17 protein-coding genes are annotated in these 17,528 nt (G+C 63.3%); 9 read left to right on the top strand and 8 right to left on the bottom strand.

Annotated elements, in window-relative coordinates; all coding sequences use genetic code 11:
- Positions 1–50: 50 nt before the first annotated feature.
- Entirely contained in the window at positions 51–365 is a 315-nt protein-coding gene (gene groES / locus HUI96_RS15800) for a co-chaperone GroES (protein WP_188255637.1), read from the bottom strand.
- Positions 366–697: 332 nt separating this feature from the next.
- Between groES and HUI96_RS15795 the strand changes: the two genes are divergently transcribed.
- On the top strand, positions 698–1,168 hold the full coding sequence (locus HUI96_RS15795) for a CoxG family protein (protein WP_188255636.1): 471 nt from the start codon (positions 698–700) through the stop codon (positions 1,166–1,168).
- Positions 1,169–1,189: 21 nt separating this feature from the next.
- Here the strand turns inward: HUI96_RS15795 and HUI96_RS15790 are convergent, their stop codons facing one another.
- Together HUI96_RS15790 and HUI96_RS15785 are read right to left on the bottom strand one after the other, a co-directional pair.
- Positions 1,190–2,365 carry an Mrp/NBP35 family ATP-binding protein gene (locus tag HUI96_RS15790; RefSeq protein ID WP_188255635.1) on the bottom strand — a complete coding sequence of 392 codons (1,176 nt, stop codon included), beginning with the start codon at positions 2,363–2,365 and terminating at the stop codon, positions 1,190–1,192.
- Positions 2,366–2,527: 162 nt separating this feature from the next.
- On the bottom strand, positions 2,528–3,784 hold the full coding sequence (locus HUI96_RS15785; RefSeq protein ID WP_188255634.1) for a sensor domain-containing diguanylate cyclase: 1,257 nt from the start codon (positions 3,782–3,784) through the stop codon (positions 2,528–2,530).
- Between the two features lie 184 nt (positions 3,785–3,968).
- On the opposite strand from HUI96_RS15785, the gene HUI96_RS15780 reads away from it, so the two are divergent.
- A complete protein-coding gene (locus HUI96_RS15780; protein WP_188255633.1) occupies positions 3,969–4,451 on the top strand; it encodes a VOC family protein in 483 nt (160 codons plus the stop codon).
- Positions 4,452–4,696: 245 nt separating this feature from the next.
- On the opposite strand, the gene HUI96_RS15775 is transcribed toward HUI96_RS15780, so the two are convergent.
- Entirely contained in the window at positions 4,697–4,915 is a 219-nt protein-coding gene (locus tag HUI96_RS15775; RefSeq protein ID WP_188255632.1) for a hypothetical protein, read from the bottom strand.
- Positions 4,916–5,196: 281 nt separating this feature from the next.
- Between HUI96_RS15775 and HUI96_RS15770 the strand changes: the two genes are divergently transcribed.
- On the top strand, positions 5,197–5,454 hold the full coding sequence (locus HUI96_RS15770) for a hypothetical protein (RefSeq protein WP_188255833.1): 258 nt from the start codon (positions 5,197–5,199) through the stop codon (positions 5,452–5,454).
- A 56-nt stretch (positions 5,455–5,510) separates the two neighbouring features.
- On the opposite strand, the gene HUI96_RS15765 is transcribed toward HUI96_RS15770, so the two are convergent.
- Positions 5,511–7,004 carry a PLP-dependent aminotransferase family protein gene (locus HUI96_RS15765; protein WP_188255631.1) on the bottom strand — a complete coding sequence of 498 codons (1,494 nt, stop codon included), beginning with the start codon at positions 7,002–7,004 and terminating at the stop codon, positions 5,511–5,513.
- A gap of 241 nt (positions 7,005–7,245) precedes the next feature.
- On the opposite strand from HUI96_RS15765, the gene pgi reads away from it, so the two are divergent.
- Positions 7,246–8,889, top strand: a complete 1,644-nt coding sequence (pgi, locus tag HUI96_RS15760; RefSeq protein WP_188255630.1) for a glucose-6-phosphate isomerase — start codon at positions 7,246–7,248, stop codon at positions 8,887–8,889.
- 6 nt (positions 8,890–8,895) lie between these two features.
- Positions 8,896–9,609 carry an HAD-IA family hydrolase gene (locus tag HUI96_RS15755; protein WP_188255629.1) on the top strand — a complete coding sequence of 238 codons (714 nt, stop codon included), beginning with the start codon at positions 8,896–8,898 and terminating at the stop codon, positions 9,607–9,609.
- 20 nt (positions 9,610–9,629) lie between these two features.
- On the opposite strand, the gene HUI96_RS15750 is transcribed toward HUI96_RS15755, so the two are convergent.
- Entirely contained in the window at positions 9,630–10,223 is a 594-nt protein-coding gene (locus tag HUI96_RS15750; RefSeq protein WP_188255628.1) for a TetR/AcrR family transcriptional regulator, read from the bottom strand.
- Between the two features lie 91 nt (positions 10,224–10,314).
- Here HUI96_RS15750 and HUI96_RS15745 point away from each other — a divergent pair, with 91 nt between their 5' ends.
- On the top strand, positions 10,315–11,223 hold the full coding sequence (locus HUI96_RS15745) for an SDR family oxidoreductase (RefSeq protein WP_188255627.1): 909 nt from the start codon (positions 10,315–10,317) through the stop codon (positions 11,221–11,223).
- A gap of 6 nt (positions 11,224–11,229) precedes the next feature.
- Here the strand turns inward: HUI96_RS15745 and HUI96_RS15740 are convergent, their stop codons facing one another.
- Both HUI96_RS15740 and HUI96_RS15735 read right to left on the bottom strand, forming a co-directional pair.
- Entirely contained in the window at positions 11,230–12,921 is a 1,692-nt protein-coding gene (locus tag HUI96_RS15740; protein ID WP_237684154.1) for a long-chain-fatty-acid--CoA ligase, read from the bottom strand.
- Positions 12,922–13,082: 161 nt separating this feature from the next.
- On the bottom strand, positions 13,083–13,523 hold the full coding sequence (locus HUI96_RS15735) for a YqaA family protein (RefSeq protein WP_188255626.1): 441 nt from the start codon (positions 13,521–13,523) through the stop codon (positions 13,083–13,085).
- Between the two features lie 222 nt (positions 13,524–13,745).
- On the opposite strand from HUI96_RS15735, the gene HUI96_RS15730 reads away from it, so the two are divergent.
- The 3 genes from HUI96_RS15730 to HUI96_RS15720 all read left to right on the top strand — a co-directional run bounded on the left by HUI96_RS15730 (position 13,746) and on the right by HUI96_RS15720 (position 17,525).
- A complete protein-coding gene (locus HUI96_RS15730) occupies positions 13,746–15,341 on the top strand; it encodes an ABC transporter substrate-binding protein (protein WP_188255625.1) in 1,596 nt (531 codons plus the stop codon).
- A gap of 257 nt (positions 15,342–15,598) precedes the next feature.
- Positions 15,599–16,603, top strand: a complete 1,005-nt coding sequence (locus HUI96_RS15725; protein WP_188255624.1) for an ABC transporter permease subunit — start codon at positions 15,599–15,601, stop codon at positions 16,601–16,603.
- A 10-nt stretch (positions 16,604–16,613) separates the two neighbouring features.
- Entirely contained in the window at positions 16,614–17,525 is a 912-nt protein-coding gene (locus HUI96_RS15720) for an ABC transporter permease subunit (RefSeq protein ID WP_188255623.1), read from the top strand.
- Positions 17,526–17,528: the final 3 nt, after the last annotated feature.

The following is a 17,528-nucleotide window of genomic DNA, read 5'->3' as shown; positions in this document are numbered from 1 at the left end:
CACTCCCTTCAATAGGCAGCTTTCGGTGACTGATTGGTTCGAAGAGGCCGTCAGGCGGCTTTTTTCAGCCCGCCGGCGTCCTCGATCACGCCCATCACGTCGCTTTCCTTCATGATGAGCAGGTCCGCGCCCTCGAGCTTGATCTCGGTGCCGGACCATTTTCCGAACAGGATGCGGTCGCCGACTTTCACATCCAGCGGAATGAGCTTGCCCGCCTCGTCACGCGCCCCGGAGCCGACGGCGATGACCTCGCCTTCCTGCGGCTTCTCCTTGGCGGTGTCGGGGATGATGATCCCGCCTGCGGACTTCTCATCCGCTTCGATGCGGCGAACCAGAATGCGGTCATGCAATGGACGGAACGTCATGTCGTTCTCCTCACGGGACAAACAGTTTCTGAAGTTCCTCCGCTCCGGTCCGGCTGGGCCGGAGCGGCATGCGATCTTCGGCAAGCTCCGGGCGGCAATCGAGCTGGTTTGCCGATGTTGGCATTTCAGGAGACTTGCGAAAGCATCTTAGCACTCGGTTGCCTAGAGTGCTAGCGCGCTGTAATCGTGAAACTTTCGCCCGAATGGCCTAGAGCCATATGCCGCCAGCCCTCTGACTCATTCGAATGGTTCATCTCCCATAAGCACCTTCGTCCGATAGACAGCGCGGTCCGCCTCGGCTACGCCTGCGTGTACGCGAAGGGAGGAGCAGCATGGCGCTGATCATTGAGGGCGAGGAGACGATCGCCGCCCCGATCGACAAGGTATGGACCAGCCTCAACGACCCGGAGGTCCTGAAGGCCTGCATCCCCGGCTGCGAGAGCCTCGAGAAGAAGTCCGACACCGAGTTGGCCGCGACGGTGGTGCTGAAGATTGGGCCGATCAAGGCGAAGTTCAACGGCGAGGTCACGCTGAGCAACCTCAACCCGCCGCATTCCTATACGATCACTGGCGAGGGTAAGGGCGGAGTAGCCGGCTTCGCCAAAGGCGGCGCCGACGTCACGATTTCGGAGACCGGATCCGACCAGACGCTGCTGAAATATGCGGCAAAGGCCGAGGTGGGTGGCAAGATCGCCCAGCTTGGCAGCCGGCTGATCAGTTCCACCGCCAAGAAACTGGCAGGCGAGTTTTTCTCGAGCTTCAACCAGACAGTAAGCGGCGCCGAAAAGGTGGACGGCGCCTGAAGCCCTCGGTGGCTCGATAGCCTATTCGAAGACGATCGCGGGCGTCGCGGCCGCCGTGCGGCCCTGCTCTTCGCGCAGCCGCTCCAAGACCTTTCCAGCGATATCGCGGTAGATCTTAGCGTGGCGACCCTCCGGCTCCGAGACCACGACCGGCGCGCCGGCGTCGGAGCTTTCGCGAATTGCCATCTCGAGCGGAACTTCGCCCAGGAAGGTGACCCCAAGGCGCTCCGCTTCGCGCTTGGCCCCGCCGTGCCCAAAAATGTCGTAGCGCTTGCCGGTGTCGGGAGCGACGAAGTAGCTCATATTCTCGACAATGCCGAGCAAGGGCACGTCCACCCGCTTGAACATGTTCAGCCCCTTGCGCGCATCGATCAGCGCAAGGTCCTGCGGCGTCGAGACGATCACCGCGCCCGCCAGCGGGACCTGCTGGGCCATGGTGAGTTGCGCGTCGCCCGTTCCCGGAGGCATGTCGACGACCAGTACGTCGAGCTGGCCCCACTCGACCTCGCGCAGCATCTGGGTGAGCGCCGACATGACCATCGGTCCGCGCCAGATCATCGGCGTCTCCTCGTCGACGAGAAAACCGATCGACATCAGCTTCAGCCCGTAGTTCTCCATCGGCTTCAGGATCTTGCCGTCGACGGTCTGCGGACGACCACGGATCTTCAGGAGACGCGGGATGGACGGCCCGTAAATGTCGGCATCGAGCAGTCCGACCCGAAGACCCTGGGTGGCGAGACCGAGTGCAAGGTTCACCGCCGTGGTGGATTTGCCGACGCCGCCCTTGCCGGAGGCGACCGCGATGATCGCCTCGATGCCGGGAATGCCGCGCTTGCCCTGGCCGTGCGAGGCAGGCGCGTGCGGCGCCGGCCTCGGTGTGGCACTAGCCGGGCGCGGCCCGGCTTGTTGCGGCGCCGGCCTGCGAACGGGGGCTTCCATGCCGCCGCCCTTCTTCTCGGCCGTAAGCGCCACGACGGCGCCTGCGACGCCCGAAATGGCCTTGACGGCACGCTCCGCGGCGGCGCGGAGCGGTTCCATTTCCTGGGCGCGCGCGGCCGGCACGGTGATCGAGAAGAACACCTTGGAATCGGCGATGAAAATCTCCGAGACGAGGCCGAGCGAGACGATATCGCCTTCGAGATCCGGACCCTTGATCGTCTTCAGCTTCTCGATGACGGCTTCGCGGGTGACGGACATGGCGGCGCTCTTTCCTGATTAATGCGCTCCAGATAATGCAGATAAGGCAGAACACCAAGCGGCATGCGACTTAAGCTCCTCTCAAGCGCTGCACCTAGAGATGCATGCGCCGTCGGATGGCCTGGCGACGCCGCTGGACTCCTCCCGACCTTGTCGCCCGGATCAGCAGAATTCGACCTCGACGTGTCGTTCCGTCTGCGAAACGATCCTGCACGGCCGGTCGATGCCGTCGGAGCGGATCATCAAATTGAACTTCTCGGGAAGACCATAAGAGCTCGACAGGTCCAGGCCGGCGCCCTCCTCGGACAAGGTCCTGACCGTGCAATCCACGGTGGACATGCGCCGGTTGAAGTGGATTTGGCCGGCTTTCAGCACGCGCCGGCGCGCGTGGCTCTCGGGCGAGGGCTGCGGCCGCCAGCCAATGACGCGGTTTCGCCCCTCCGCCTTGGCCTGGTAAAGGGCGGCGTCGGCATTGGCCAGCAGGCCGTCGACATCGGTCGTGGCAATGTCCAGCGTCGAGACGCCGAAGCTCGCCGTGATCTGGCAAGGCTCGCCGCCGAGCCGGAACTCCGTTCCGGCGATCGCTGCCCGCAGCTTCTCCGCGACCTCCAAGGCGCCGCTCCGATGCGTGTGCGGCAGGATGATTGCGAACTCCTCGCCACCGATGCGCCCGAACACGTCGCTCTGACGAAGATTGGCGGCGCAGGCACTGGCGACCGCTGCCAGCACCTGGTCGCCCGCCGCATGGCCGAAACTGTCGTTGACTCTCTTGAAGTGATCTATGTCGAGAGCGATGAGGCTGAGATTGTGCTTGTGGCGCTGCGCCAGGGCGATGGCCCGTTCGCCGCTTTCCCGGAACGCCCGCCGGGTCAGGGCTCCCGTCAGCGCATCAATCGAAGCAAGTTGGCGGAGCGCGATATACTCGACCGTCATGTCCGCCAGTTCCGCCAGGACGCGGGTCTGGCGTTCGCTGAAGGAGCGGGGCTTTGTGTCGATGGCGCAAACCGTCCCGATGTTGTGCCCATCAGGCGTCCTCAGCGACGCTCCGGCATAGAAGCGTACCTTCAGACCGCCGGTGACATGCGGATGGGTCGCGAAGTTCGGGTCGGCCAGTGTGTCCGATATGATCATCGGACCTTCCTGTTGGATCGTCATTCTGCAGATCGTGTCGCGTCGCTCGACCTGCTCGATGTTGAGGCCGATGCAGGCCTTATAGAGCTGCCGGTGGGCATCGATAACCGTGACGAGCGCGATCGGCACCTCGAAGATAGTTTGGATCAGCCGCGCGATCCGGTCGAAGGATTCGTTGCGCGGCGCGTCCACCGCGTCCAGGCGATCGAGCGCATCGAGGCGTTGATGCTCGGCGGCCTCCGCCGCGGACGGCTCCGCTTCCACCCCGATCGTTTGCTCGCGAAGCAATCCAGCACCTCCGCAGGGCGGGCGTCACACTTCGGGACAACCTGCAGGAGCACTCTTAGCGAGAGGTTACCGGGCGAATTAACCAAAGGGGATGGCCGGGACGGACATTTTATTGGCGGCGGATGTCGGCAAGAGCCCTGTCGGACCGTCCTTGGATCGAAGACAACGAACATAGGAAAGAGCGATGGAAAAGATCATCACCTGCTTGTGGTTCGACAAGGAAGCCGAAGATGCCGCGCAATACTATGCGTCCGTGTTCCGCAACGCAAAGGTCACCGCAGTGACCAGGGCGCCCGGCGGAGGCGAGCCTCATGTAACCCAGGGGGCCGTGCTGACCGCGGAGTTCGAGATCGAGGGCAGGGCGTTCGTGGCGTTGAACGGAGGCAAGGTCGACTTTTCCTTCAACGACAGCATCTCGTTCCAGGTCATGTGCGACGACCAGGCCGAGGTCGACGAATACTCGTCGAAGTTGACCGCAGATGGCGGCCGGGAAGTGCAGTGCGGCTGGCTTAAGGACAAGTACGGCGTGTCATGGCAGATAGTGCCGAGAATCTTTCCGCGTCTCATCGGCGATCCTGACCCGGCGAAGGCTGCGCGCGCCATGCGGGCCATGATGCAGATGATCAAGCTTGACATTGCCACGCTCGAGGAAGCGGCCAGGGGTTGACCACCGCGGGCCTCGTGGTGCGGCCGCTGCTGGATCGACGCCAGACATCTCGTCGGGCTGATCGCCACGAAGCGCGATCCGCATACGCCGCTCGCGTCTGCACTGATTGCTGAGGCGACCGCGCTCGCCGGCGTCTTCGCCTCGGCCGGGGAGGGCAATCGGACTGCCGCTAACCAATCCTTCTGCTTTCGATCGTGCCCCCGAGGAGATCGGCTAGCTAAAGATGGGCCACGCGGCTTGCCGGGCTAGCGTCGGCCGGCATCGAACTCCATCACTACGTTCAGCAATTGCGCCTGTTGGAGCAACTCGTATTCAATGTCCTCGAGGGCGATATTCTCCGCTTCGTTGCGCTTTCTAACCTGCTCTGCAAGCAGCGGAATATTTATGACTCCGAGCGTCGAAGCAGCGCTCCGCGCAGTCCGAAGAATGTCGGATTTCAGCAATTGAGAGAAAGGTCGTTTCATAGCGCCCTCGCAATCGGATGGGCCGAAAACGTTGAAAACAGACCGTATCACGAAGTGCTGGAACGGGCAACCGATTTCATAAAATTACTTATAAAAAACAGATAGTTATCATTGTCAGCCTAAGGGGTTGCTCCAGTCCCTTGCGGAGCAGGCGTCGTTGCGTCAACGGCTGCTCATGGGGCACCAGCCACAGATGCTTGCAAAAGCTTCAAAACCACCTAATTATCCACTTACTCACTTTGCGCACTCTGGCAGCATTCTTCGATCTCTCGGGCACTACCATGACAGAACTCGAACGCGGTGAGCGCTTGCAGATCATGCTGAGCGCGGAAGAATTGGAAGCGGTGGAGAACTGGCGCTTCGAGAAGCGTATGCCAAGCCGCGCCGCGGCCGTTCGCGAACTGCTCAGAAGAGGACTGGCGGCCGAAGGCTTCGCGATGGCCAAGTCGGGCGTCAGATCGCGCGACTTCGGCGTGATCGAGAGCGGATCCGATGAACCAGCCATCGATCCTGGCGACGGTTCCATCAGTAGGGAATGACACAACTGGCGAGGCAGCGGTCGTTACGCTGCACTCGGTCTGGCCTTAACGAAAACTCAGGCGGCGGCTGGTCGCCGTCCCGCCGCGGTCGCCAACTCCCGAATTCCCGGCTCGATATGCTGCAGCGAGATCGATGAGATTCCGAGCCGCATGAAGCGTGTCGGCTTCGGCGTCATGTCGAAGAAGCGGTCGCCCGGTTCGATGATGACGCTGCGCGCCGATGCCGCTTCCGCCAGGCTGCGGGCGTCGGTTCCGCGCGGCCCTTCCAGCCAGAGCGAGGTGCCGCCGGCGGAATCCGTGGTGCGCCATTCCGGCAGGAAGGCGCCGATCGCCTGAGCGAGGCGCTTGCGCCGTTCCTCGAACGCGGTTGAAAGACGCCGTACCAGTGCCTCGTGATGGCCGAGCGACAGGAAGAGGGCCACCGCGCGCTGGTTGTTGGCCGGAGGATGTCGGAGCATGAAGCGGCGCAGCGCGCGCAACTCCGCGACCAGTTCCGCCGGCGCCACGATGTAGCCCATGCGCAGGCCGGGTGCGAGCGTCTTCGACATCGAGCCGACATAGATGACGCGGCCCGAGCGGTCGAGGCTCTTCAGCGCCTGCTGCGGAGCCTCGTCGATGAGTTGGCTGTCGTAGCCGTCCTCGATGATGATCTGGCTGTTGCGTGCGGCGCGCGAAAGCAGGTCCTGCCGCCGCTCCGCCGAGAGCGGCACCATGGTCGGGCAATGATGGCTGGGCGTCACGAACACGAAACGCGCATCGTCGGGTATCGATGAGGTGACGATCCCGTCATTGTCGACCGGAGCGCCATGCACGTCCGCGCCGGCCAGCCGGAATATGGAGCGCGCATCGGGATAGCCCGGATCCTCCATCGCGACCTTGCTGCCCTTGGTCATCAGCAGCGTCGCCAGCATGTAGAGCGCATTCTGCGCGCCGAGCGTCACGATGATCTCGTCCGGGTTGGCGAAGATGCCTCGCCGGGGTAGGAGGCGCGCCTGGATCTGTTCGATCAACAGCGGGTCGTCGCGGTCGACCATGTCCGCGGCCCAGTTGCGGATCTCGAGCACCGCCAGCGCCATGCGGTTGCACTCCCGCCATTCCGCGGTCGGAAACAGTGCCGGATCGAACTGCCCGTAGACGAAGGGGTAGGACGACTTGATCCAGTTCTCGTGCTTGGCCGGGCGCGGGAACGCGCTTGGCGTGAACTGCCTGAGCGACTTCCAATCCACTTCGTTGGCGTTGTCGGCCTGCTTGGCACTCGGCTTCGCCGGCGTGGTGAGGACCTCGGGATTGACGAAGTGCCCGCGGCGTTCCTTGGCGATGAGAAAACCCTGGTCGACGAGTTGCTGGAATGCAAGCACCACCGTGCCGCGCGCGACGCCCAGCTTTTCCGCAAGGATGCGGCAAGAGGGCAGGGGCATCGAGGCTGCGATCTGCCGGTCGAGAATGGCGGCGACGATCGCCTGCCTGATCTGCGCCTGAAGCGTCTGGCCGGACTCCGGCGAGATCCGGAAGAGGCCAGACCATATGGCCGTATCGTTTCGCTGCGACATGGGCGCCCCTCCCCGGCATTTCGCGTGTACCGAAAGGAAGCTATCGCTGGTCCAATCGACTGCGCCAATGAATAATTCTAATCGCTATGATTTGTACCAGTGATGGTTGCGGTTATGCCACACTGTGCAATCTGGCGCCTCTGGCCCAACTCTCGCCTTCTCCACCTGGAAGTTCTCTCCCCGAACAGGCCGGGCCGTGCTAGGGCTGTGGCCAAACCCTGCCGAAGCCGGAGCAACACTCGTGACCTCGCCAGCTTTTCAACAAGCGCTCGACGCACTTCGCGCCTATCGCGCCCATGCCCCGGGTGACATGCGCAAGGCGTTCGCCGATGATCCCGATCGATTCGCGAGATTCTCGCTTGCCGATGGAGACCTCCTTCTCGACTGGTCGAAATGCGCCGTGGATGAAAAGGCGATGCGGCTGCTCGCTTCGCTCGCCGAGGCCGCGGGTGTGGCGGCCCGTCGCGATGCCATGTTCTCCGGTGAGAAGATCAACATCACGGAGAACCGCGCCGTCCTCCACACGGCACTGCGCAATCCGCCCGGTTCCTCTGTCGTCCTCGACGGTGTCGATGTCATGCCGGACGTCCAGGCGGTGCTGGATGCGATGGATCGGTTTGCGCGAGCCGTCCGGGACGGCTCGGCCACCGGAGCCACGGGAAAGCCGATCACCGACATCGTCAATATCGGCATCGGCGGGTCGGATCTGGGACCGGCGATGGCGACCCTGGCGCTCGCCCCCTATCACGACGGGCCTCGCGCCCACTATGTCTCCAACGTCGATGGCGCGCACATCCATGACACGCTGAAGGAGCTCGATCCGGAGACGACGCTGTTCATCGTCGCCTCGAAGACCTTCACGACTATCGAGACGATGACCAATGCCGCCACTGCGCGCCGCTGGATCGAGCGGGCGCTCGGTGCCCAGGCCGTGGGGCGGCACTTCGCGGCGGTCTCGACCGCGCTGGACAAGGTCGCCGCCTTCGGCATCGTGCCAGACCGCGTGTTCGGCTTCTGGGACTGGGTCGGTGGCCGCTACTCCATGTGGTCGGCGATCGGTCTGCCGGTCATGATCGCGGTCGGTCCGGAGAGGTTCCGCGAATTGCTGGCCGGCGCCCACGAGATGGACCGGCATTTCGCGACGGCACCGCTGCTTGAGAATATTCCGATCGTCATGGGCCTGGTCGGCTACTGGCACCGGGTCGTTTGCAACTATCCGGCGCGCGCCGTCATCCCGTACGACCAGCGGCTCGCGCGCCTGCCCGCCTATCTGCAGCAACTCGACATGGAATCGAACGGCAAGAGCGTCACCATCGACGGCCTTCCGGTGTCGACGCCCACGGGTCCGCTGGTCTGGGGCGAGCCCGGGACCAATGGGCAGCACGCCTTTTTCCAACTGCTGCACCAGGGAACGGACATCATCCCGGTCGAATTCCTGGCGGCGGCGGAGGGACACGAGCCGGACCTTCGCAACCACCACGACCTGCTGCTCGCGAACTGCCTGGCCCAATCGGAAGCGCTGATGAAGGGGCGCACTCTCGAAGAGGCCAGGAGCCAGATGCGCGCCAAGGGCGGGAGCGCCGAGGAGATCGAAGAAATCGCGCCGCATCGCGTCTTCTCGGGAAATCGTCCCTCGATTACCATCCTCTACCGGATGCTCGATCCGCGCACGCTGGGCCGCATCATCGCGCTCTACGAGCACCGCGTCTTCGTCGAAGCGCAGTTGTTCGGCATCAATGCCTTCGACCAGTGGGGCGTTGAACTCGGCAAGGAACTGGCGACCGCGCTGCAGCCCGTCGTGGAGGGGAAGAAGGATGCCGCTGGTAGCGACGCCTCGACGGCCGGTCTGGTGGCCCATATCCACCGGCTGAGGCAGGGCGGGTAACAAGACGTGCGTGACATCAAGGGGATCCTGTTCGACAAGGACGGGACGCTGGTCGATTTCCAGGCGACCTGGTTTGCGGTCGGTGATCGGCTCGCCTTGCAGGCCGCAGGCGGGGATCGCAGTGCAGCGGATCGGCTGCTCGACATCGCCGGCTATGATTTCGAGCGTCGCTGCTTCAAGGCGGACTCTGTCTTCGCGGCCGGCACCAACGCCGAAATCATCGCGCTCTGGTATCCGGAAGTAGAGCCGGCGGAGCGCGCTGAGATGACGGTCGCCTTCGACCGCATCACGGCGGAGGAGGGGGCGCTTCAATCCGTCCCGCTGCCGGGGAGCCGCGAAGCTGTCGCGTCCCTGCATGCCTCGGGCCTCAAGCTGGGGGTCGTCACCAACGACTCGACTGGCGGTGCGGAAAAGACGCTCGCCGCGCTCGGCATCGCCCAGTTGTTCGAAGCAGCTTACGGGTATGATGCCGTTGCCCGACCGAAGCCCGCGCCTGACGCGGTGCACGCCTTCTGTGATCTGACTGGCCTAAAACCCTCGCAGGTGGCGATCATTGGCGACAATCGCCACGACCTCGAAATGGCGCGCGCCGGAGGCGCAGGCCTCGCCATCGGCGTGCTGTCGGGCACCGGCACGCGCGAGAGCCTCACCCCGATGGCCGATGTGCTGCTGGATTCGGTGGCCGATCTGCCAGCCCTACTGAGGGTGGAAGTGAGCTGACTAAGAAGGTTGAGCGTCGCTCATTTGGCCTTGTATTGGTTGCTGCTTGTCGATCCACTCGCCACCAGCCCGACGAACCGCTCCAGCACCTGCGCGATAAAATCCTCCACCTTGCCGTCTGGCTCGAAACCCCACCACAGCAGGGCTCCCTGCCACTGCGCCGCCATAAGCAGGCCGATTCCTGCCGGGGCGCCTTTCAAATCGGCGAAGCAGACGTCCAGGGCGCGTGAGAGTTCCTGCTTCCACTTGGCGCCGCGAGCCCTGAGCGTGGGGTCGCGAAAATCCTCCCGCAGCACAAGCAAACCTTCGGCATAGGCTTCTATCCCGCCATAGCTGCGCGATAGGCCAACGAGCAGGGCGATGGCGCCCGCGGGTGTCTTCGGCATCCTTTGGGCGAGAGCCCGGGTGCGCACGTCGAGATGGTCCCAGGCGAGCAGCAAGGCGCTCTGCTTCAACTCCTCCTTGCTTCGGAAGCGTTGCACCAGAGTGGCCGGCGAAAGGCCGCAAGACTGCGAGAGGCTGGCGAAGGTCAGAGCCTCGGGGCCGCGGATATGAATTAGATCGAGGGCGGCCTGCAGCGCTTCCTCGTCGGACATGGTTTTCGGCCGAGGCATCTTGACTCCCAATATAACCGAATGATTGTTTATATATTGCTGGTGCAGACTGCGCCAGCCTGTTTCATCCTCGCCTGCCAGGGAGACCGACATGAAACTTCGTGGGAAGGTAGCGCTCGTCGCCGGCGCCACGCGCGGCGCCGGCCGCGGCATTGCAATTGAACTCGGCGCGGCCGGAGCCACAGTGTACGTCACCGGGCGCACCACCCGGCAGCACCAGTCGGAATACCAGCGATCGGAGACCATTGAGGAGACTGCGGAACTGGTCACGGCTGCAGGCGGCGAGGGGATCGCCGTGCAGGTCGATCATCTCGAGCCCGATCAGGTGAGATCGCTGGTAGAGCGCATCCGAACCGAGCAGGGCCGGCTCGACATCCTCGTCAACGACATCTGGGGCGGGGAAAAGCTGTTCGAATGGAACAAGCCGGTCTGGGACCATGACCTTGAGAACGGGCTGCGTCTGCTGCGGCTCGGCGTCGACACGCATCTGATCACGGCGCATTTTGCCTTGCCGCTGCTGATCGAGCGGCCGGGCGGTCTGCTTGTGGAGGTGACTGACGGCACGGCGGAATACAACGCCGACCACTACCGCCTGTCGCCCTTCTATGACCTCGCCAAGGTGGCGGCGAACCGAATGGCCTGGGCGCATGCGAAGGATCTCGCGCCGCACGGCGCGACCGCGGTCTCGGTCACGCCGGGTTGGCTGCGCTCGGAGATGATGCTGGAGCACTTTGGCGTCAGCGAGGGGAACTGGCGCGACGCGACCGAGAAGGTCCCGCACTTCGTGATCTCGGAGACGCCGCGTTTCGTCGGCCGCGCCATCGCTGCGCTCGCCGCCGATCCCGACAAGGTGCGGTGGAACGGCCAGTCGCTGTCGAGCGGCGGCCTGGCTCAGGTCTACGGCTTCACGGACCTCGATGGCTCGCGGCCGGATGCCTGGCGCTACATCGTGGAGGTCGAGGAAGCCGGCAAGCCCGCCGACGCGACCGGCTATCGGTAAGCCGCGCTACTCCCTCAGCGCTCTTCTCAGAATCTTACCCACCGGCGTCTTCGGCAGTTCGGAACGGAACTCGATATGCCGCGGGCGCTTGTAGGCGGTCAGGTTCTGCCGGCAGTAGTCGCGCACGGCCTCTTCGGTGAGTTCAGGGTCCTTCTTGACGATGAAGAGCTTTGGTACCTCGCCCGAGTGCTCGTCGGGCACGCCGATCGCAGCGACCTCCAGCACGCCGGGCATCTGTGCCACGACGTCCTCCAACTCGTTCGGATAGACGTTGAAGCCAGAGACCAGGATCATGTCCTTCTTGCGGTCGACGATCTTCACGTAACCGTCTTCGTTCATGAAACCCATGTCGCCCGACTTGAAGAACCCGTCCTCTGTCATGACCTTGGCCGTCTCGTCAGGCCGGTTCCAGTAGCCCGCCATCACCTGCGGCCCGCGGATGCAGATCTCGCCGACCTCGCCGATGGGCAGGTCGCGACCCTCCTCATCCCGGATCGCAATCTCGGTCGACGGCACCGGCAGGCCGATCGTACCGGTGAACTCCGCGCGGTCGACGCGATTGGCTGTAGCAACGGGCGAGGTCTCCGACAGCCCATAGCCCTCCGTGACGGCGACCCCGGTTATCTCCTGCCAGCGCTTGGCGACGGCGTGATGGACGGCCATTCCGCCGCCCATCGTCAGCACGAGCGGACGGAAGTCGAGCTTACGGAACTCCTCATTGTTGAGTAGCGCGTTGAAAAGCGTGTTCAGGCCCGGGAAGAAGTGGAACGGCTGCTTCCTGAGCTCCTTCACGAAACCCGGAATGTCGCGGGGGTTGGTGATGAGCAGGTTGAGTGCACCCTGCTGCATGCCCATCAGCCCGGCCACCGTGAGCGCGAATATGTGATAGAGCGGCAGCGCACAGACGAAGGTCAGGTTCTCGGGCCGAGGCCGCACCACGTAGGCGGCGTCCAGCCAGACTCTGAGCTGTTCGACATTTGCGAGAACGTTGCTGTGAAGCAGCGTGGCGCCCTTGGCGACGCCCGTGGTTCCTCCGGTATACTGGAGAAATGCCACATCGTCCGGCCCGACTTCAACCGGCTTCGGCCGATCCGCTGCGGATAGATTACTCTTGAACGGCGTGTGGCCCGGCAATGACCAGGCGGGAACCATCTTCTTGATGTGGCGGACGACGAAGTCGACGATGAAGCCCTTCGTTCCGAGCAACTCGCCGAGGCTGGTGACGACAACGTGGCGCACGGAGGTGCGTTCGATGCAGGCCTGCAGCTTGGACGCGAAGTTCTCCAGGATCACGATGACCTCGGCCCCGGAATCCTTCAACTGGTGTTCGAGTTCGCGTGTTGTGTAGAGCGGATTGACGTTCACCACCGTGCAGCCGGCGCGCAAGGTGCCCATCATAGCCACGGGGTACTGAAGCACGTTGGGCATCATCAGAGCCACGCGCGTCCCCTTGCCGATCCCCCTCGACTGCAGCCAGGCGGCGAAGGCGGCCGACCTTTTGTCGAGTTCGCCGTAGGTCATCGTCTTGCCCATGCACGAGAAGGCAGGGCGCGCAGCGTGGCGCTGGCAGGCCTTGACCAGGAACTCGCCTATGGAAGTATCCGTGAGCGGGCCGATTTCGGCCGGTACCGAATTGGGATAGCTCTTTAGCCAGGGTTTCGAGATTTGAGTGGCCGCCCCGCTCGCAACATCAGACAATTGCTTTCTCCCTCCCGGCGGTCTCGCCCAATCCAGCCAGCCGACCGCATCTCTTCTCTAACATGTGTAGTGCCTGATCTTCGCCGCATGCAAGTCTCGAAGTCTGGAGTACCTGGTGCTGGCTCCGCATTTGGACAAGCTGCCGGCCGGCAACGCCTGTCTTATGACAGGCCCAAAGTTGCTGCGGTCAGGACGAGATATCGTCCGATCTTGGCGATCGTTACAAGCAGAAGGAACACTGGGAACGACTCGCGCAGGATTCCCGCAACCACAGTGAGCGGATCGCCGATGATCGGAGCCCATGACAGGAGCAGCGACCACTTTCCGTAACGCCGGTACCATCGCTGCGCCCGTTCCAGCGACGAAGCACTGGCGGGGAACCACTTGCGGTCCTGGTAGTGCAGGATGCTCCGGCCTAGCAGCCAGTTGATCACTGATCCGCCTACATTGCCCAGGCTGGCGATGGTGACGAGCGCCCAGGCCGGGTAGCGGTCGCTGAGTAGAAGTGCGACGAGCGCTGCCTCCGACTGCATCGGCAGGATCGTCGCGGCTGCAAGTGCTGCCAGGAACAGCCCGGCATAGACGGCAAGATCACTCGCCATGCGGGGCCCGGCTCACACGATATCGGGACGGCCATTTCCGAGTCGGCATGGAAAAACTTGACGCGAAGAAAAAATCGACCAAGTCTAGGTTCTCTTGCGAACAAAAATTCCTTTTCCGAAGGTAAATCAAGCGGGGTGTTCCAAACCCAAGGAAATACTGCTTATATGCCGCCTTCTCGAGCCTGCTAGAGGGGCTTGGCTCACATATCAGGGGAGTATCCAATGTTGAAGAAATTGACGTTCGCGGCGGCGCTGCTCGCAGCGACGGCGCTGACGGGCGTAGCGCAGGCCAAGACGTTCGTATTCTGCTCCGAGGCCTCGCCAGAGGGCTTCGATCCGGGGCTTTACACGGGCGGCAACACTTTCGACGCTTCGGCGCACCCCGTCTACAATCGCCTGCTCGAGTTCAAGAAGGGCACCACCGAGACCGAACCGGGCTTGGCCGAGAGCTATGAGGTTTCCGACGACGGTCTGCAGTACACCTTCAAGCTGCGCAAGGGCGTGAAGTTCCAGACGACCGATTTCTTCACCCCCACCCGCGAGTTCAATGCCGACGACGTGGTCTTCTCGTACGAGCGGCAGTGGAAGGCGGATCACCCCTGGAACAAGTATGTCGAGGGCGCGTCCTGGGAATACTTCGCCGGCATGGGCATGCCTGAACTGATCCAGAACATCGAGAAGATCGACGACCACACCGTCAAGTTCACGTTGAAGGCCAAGGAAGCGCCATTCCTTGCCAACGTCGCGATGCCGTTCGCATCGATCATGTCGAAGGAATATGCCGACAAGCTGCAGGCCGACGGCAACATGAACCAGCTGAACCAGAAGCCTCTTGGCACTGGTCCGTTCACCTTCGTCGGCTATCAGCAGGATGCGGTCATCCGCTACAAGGCCAATACGGACTACTGGGGCGGGAAGCAGCCGATCGATGATCTGGTGTTCGCCATCACCACCGACGCGGCTGTCCGCTACCAGAAGCTGAAGGCCGGCGAGTGCCACCTGATGCCGTATCCGAACGCTGCCGACGTGGCGTCGATGAAGTCCGATCCGGCGCTCAAGGTGTCCGAGCAGGAAGGCCTCAACGTAGCCTATGTCGCCTACAACACCACCCAGGCGCCGTTCGACAAGGTCGAGGTGCGCAAGGCGCTGAACATGGCGATCAACAAGCAGGCGATCGTCGACGCAGTGTTCCAGGGAGCGGCTACGCCGGCCAAGAACCCGATCCCGCCGACCATGTGGTCCTACAACGAGGAGACCCAGGACGATCCGTATGATCCGGACGCCGCCAAGAAGATGCTCGAAGATGCCGGCGTCAGCAACCTGTCGATGAAGCTCTGGGCCATGCCGGTGGCGCGTCCCTACATGCTCAACGCGCGCCGCGCCGCCGAGCTGATCCAGGCCGACTTCGACAAGATCGGCGTGAAGGCCGAGATCGTCTCCTACGAATGGGCCGAGTATCTCGACAAGTCGAAGGCCAAGGACCGTGACGGCGCCGTCATGCTCGGCTGGACCGGCGACAACGGCGACCCGGACAACTTCATGCACACCCTGCTCGGCTGCGACGCCGTCGGCGGCAACAATCGCGCGCAGTGGTGCAACCAGGAGTTCAACGATCTGGTTGTGAAGGCCAAGCAGGAGACCGATCAGGCCAAGCGCACCGAGCTCTACAAGCAGGCGCAGGTGGTCTTCAAGCGCGAGGCGCCGTGGGCGACGCTCGACCACTCGCTGGCGATCGTGCCGATGCGCAAGGAAGTCCAGGGCTTCGTCCAGAGCCCGCTGGGCGACTTCACCTTCGACGGCGTCGATCTCGTCGAGTAGTTGCACCAAGACCGTGACAAATGGGCGCTCGCGATGCGGGCGCCCTTCTGCTAAATGGCCGCTCAATATTTGACCAATCGCGGCATTCGCCATTTCCACTTGATGGCGATGGGGCATAGTGGGCGATGCCGCTCTTCCTGCACAGGTTGGTCGCCGACGACGGCAGATGAGTTGGCCTCGCGGGTCACTCAATCGCCCGCGTTTTCGGACTGGGCGGTCGGATCTGACCGCGCGCCGCATCGGACACTGGAGTCCACATGCTTCGCTTTCTTCTCAAACGGTTGGCTGTCTTGATCCCGACCTTCATTGGGGTCTCGGTCATCGCCTTCTCATTCATCCGCATGCTGCCCGGGGATCCCGTTGCACTGCTGTCCGGTGAGCGGGTGATGTCGCCGGAGCGTCACGCCCAGATTTCGCATCAGCTCGGTTTCGACCGGCCGATCGTCATCCAGTATCTCGACTACCTCTGGGGCATCCTGCGCGGCGACTTCGGCACTTCTATCGCGAACAAGAGTTCGGTTCTCGACCAGTTCTTCCAGCTGTTCCCGGCCACACTCGAGCTTTCCCTCTGCGCGATCCTGATTGCGATCATCCTCGGCATTCCCGCCGGGATATTCGCGGCGATCAAGCGCGGTTCCTTCTTCGACCAGACGATCATGGGGGCGGCACTGGTCGGCTATTCCATGCCGATCTTCTGGTGGGGCCTGCTTCTCATCATCCTGTTCTCCGGCATCCTGCAGTGGACGCCGGTGTCGGGGCGCATCTCGCTGATGTTCTTCTTTCCCTCGGTGACCGGCTTCATGCTGATCGACTCGCTTCTGTCCGGGCAGCAGGGTGCGTTCAAGTCAGCGGCGAGCCATCTGATCCTCCCGGCTATCGTGCTCGCCACCATTCCGCTCGCGGTGATCGCCCGCCAGACGCGCTCGGCCATGCTCGAGGTGCTGAGCGAGGACTATGTCCGTACCGCTCGCGCCAAGGGACTGTCGCCCTTCCGCGTCGTCGGGATCCATGCCCTGCGCAACGCCATGATCCCGGTGATCACCACGATCGGCCTGCAGGTCGGCGTCCTGATGGCCGGTGCGATCCTGACCGAGACCATCTTCTCGTGGCCCGGGATCGGCAAATGGATGGTGGATTCGGTGTTCAAGCGCGACTATCCCGTCATCCAGGGCGGGCTGCTCATCATCGCCGGCATCATCATGCTGGTGAACCTTGCCGTCGATCTGCTCTACGGCCTCATCAACCCGCGCATCCGGCACTAGGGGGACGGGAATGGCCACGCAAACCGTAAGCGCCGAGCCTGTATCGCTCGACCCCTCCCGCCGCGCCCGCCTGGCCGAGTTCTGGTATTATTTCTCCGAGAACCGCGGCGCCGTGATCGGCCTGGCGGTGTTCCTGATCCTGGTCGCGTTGGCGATCCTGGCGCCGGTGATTGCCCCGCACGCGCCGAATGCGCAGTACCGCGACGCGGTTCTACTCCCGCCATTCTGGGCGGAGGGTGGCAGGGCGGCCTACGCGCTCGGCACGGATGCGGTTGGGCGCGACATGCTCTCGCGCCTGCTTTACGGCGCGCGGTTCTCGCTCTTTATCGGTATCGTGGTCACCACGCTCGCTCTGACAGGAGGCATCGTGGTCGGCGTGATCGCCGGCTATGTCGGCGGCTGGATCGACACGGCGATCATGCGCGTCATGGACATCATCCTGGCTTTCCCGTCGCTGCTGCTGGCGCTGGTGCTCGTGGCCGTGCTCGGCCCGGGGCTCACCAATGCGATGATCGCCATCGCGCTGGTGCTGCAGCCGCATTTCGTGCGCCTCACGCGTGCCGCAGTGATGTCCGAAAAGAACCGGGAATATGTGGTCGCAGCGCGCGTCGCCGGCGCAGGTCCGATGCGACTGATGTTCCGCACCATCCTGCCCAACTGCATGGCGCCTCTGATCGTCCAGGCGACGCTGTCGTTCTCGAACGCGATCCTCGATGCGGCCGCGCTCGGCTTTCTCGGCATGGGCGCGCAGCCGCCGACGCCGGAATGGGGCACGATGCTGGCGGAGGCGCGGGAGTTCATCCTGCGCGCCTGGTGGGTGGTGACCTTCCCAGGCCTCGCGATCCTGATCACGGTGCTGGCCATCAACCTCATGGGCGACGGGCTCAGGGATGCGCTCGATCCGAAGCTGAAGCGGAGCTGAGCG

This window comes from Pseudaminobacter soli (ex Zhang et al. 2022), assembly GCF_014595955.1.
GTDB lineage: Bacteria > Pseudomonadota > Alphaproteobacteria > Rhizobiales > Rhizobiaceae > Kumtagia > Kumtagia pseudosoli.
Note: the sequence above shows the minus strand (reverse complement) of the source record. Positions and strands in the feature narration are given on the sequence as shown.

What these genes read in the sequence shown, in the direction of transcription:
- groES (WP_188255637.1), bottom strand. Translation starts at nt 365, where the DNA reads ATGACGTTCCGTCCATTGCATGACCGCATTCTGGTTCGCCGCATCGAA.
- HUI96_RS15795 (WP_188255636.1), top strand. Translation starts at nt 698, where the DNA reads ATGGCGCTGATCATTGAGGGCGAGGAGACGATCGCCGCCCCGATCGAC.
- HUI96_RS15790 (WP_188255635.1), bottom strand. Translation starts at nt 2,365, where the DNA reads ATGTCCGTCACCCGCGAAGCCGTCATCGAGAAGCTGAAGACGATCAAG.
- HUI96_RS15780 (WP_188255633.1), top strand. Translation starts at nt 3,969, where the DNA reads ATGGAAAAGATCATCACCTGCTTGTGGTTCGACAAGGAAGCCGAAGAT.
- HUI96_RS15775 (WP_188255632.1), bottom strand. Translation starts at nt 4,915, where the DNA reads ATGAAACGACCTTTCTCTCAATTGCTGAAATCCGACATTCTTCGGACT.
- HUI96_RS15770 (WP_188255833.1), top strand. Translation starts at nt 5,197, where the DNA reads ATGACAGAACTCGAACGCGGTGAGCGCTTGCAGATCATGCTGAGCGCG.
- HUI96_RS15765 (WP_188255631.1), bottom strand. Translation starts at nt 7,004, where the DNA reads ATGTCGCAGCGAAACGATACGGCCATATGGTCTGGCCTCTTCCGGATC.
- HUI96_RS15750 (WP_188255628.1), bottom strand. Translation starts at nt 10,223, where the DNA reads ATGCCTCGGCCGAAAACCATGTCCGACGAGGAAGCGCTGCAGGCCGCC.
- HUI96_RS15745 (WP_188255627.1), top strand. Translation starts at nt 10,315, where the DNA reads ATGAAACTTCGTGGGAAGGTAGCGCTCGTCGCCGGCGCCACGCGCGGC.
- HUI96_RS15735 (WP_188255626.1), bottom strand. Translation starts at nt 13,523, where the DNA reads ATGGCGAGTGATCTTGCCGTCTATGCCGGGCTGTTCCTGGCAGCACTT.
- HUI96_RS15730 (WP_188255625.1), top strand. Translation starts at nt 13,746, where the DNA reads ATGTTGAAGAAATTGACGTTCGCGGCGGCGCTGCTCGCAGCGACGGCG.
- HUI96_RS15725 (WP_188255624.1), top strand. Translation starts at nt 15,599, where the DNA reads ATGCTTCGCTTTCTTCTCAAACGGTTGGCTGTCTTGATCCCGACCTTC.
- HUI96_RS15720 (WP_188255623.1), top strand. Translation starts at nt 16,614, where the DNA reads ATGGCCACGCAAACCGTAAGCGCCGAGCCTGTATCGCTCGACCCCTCC.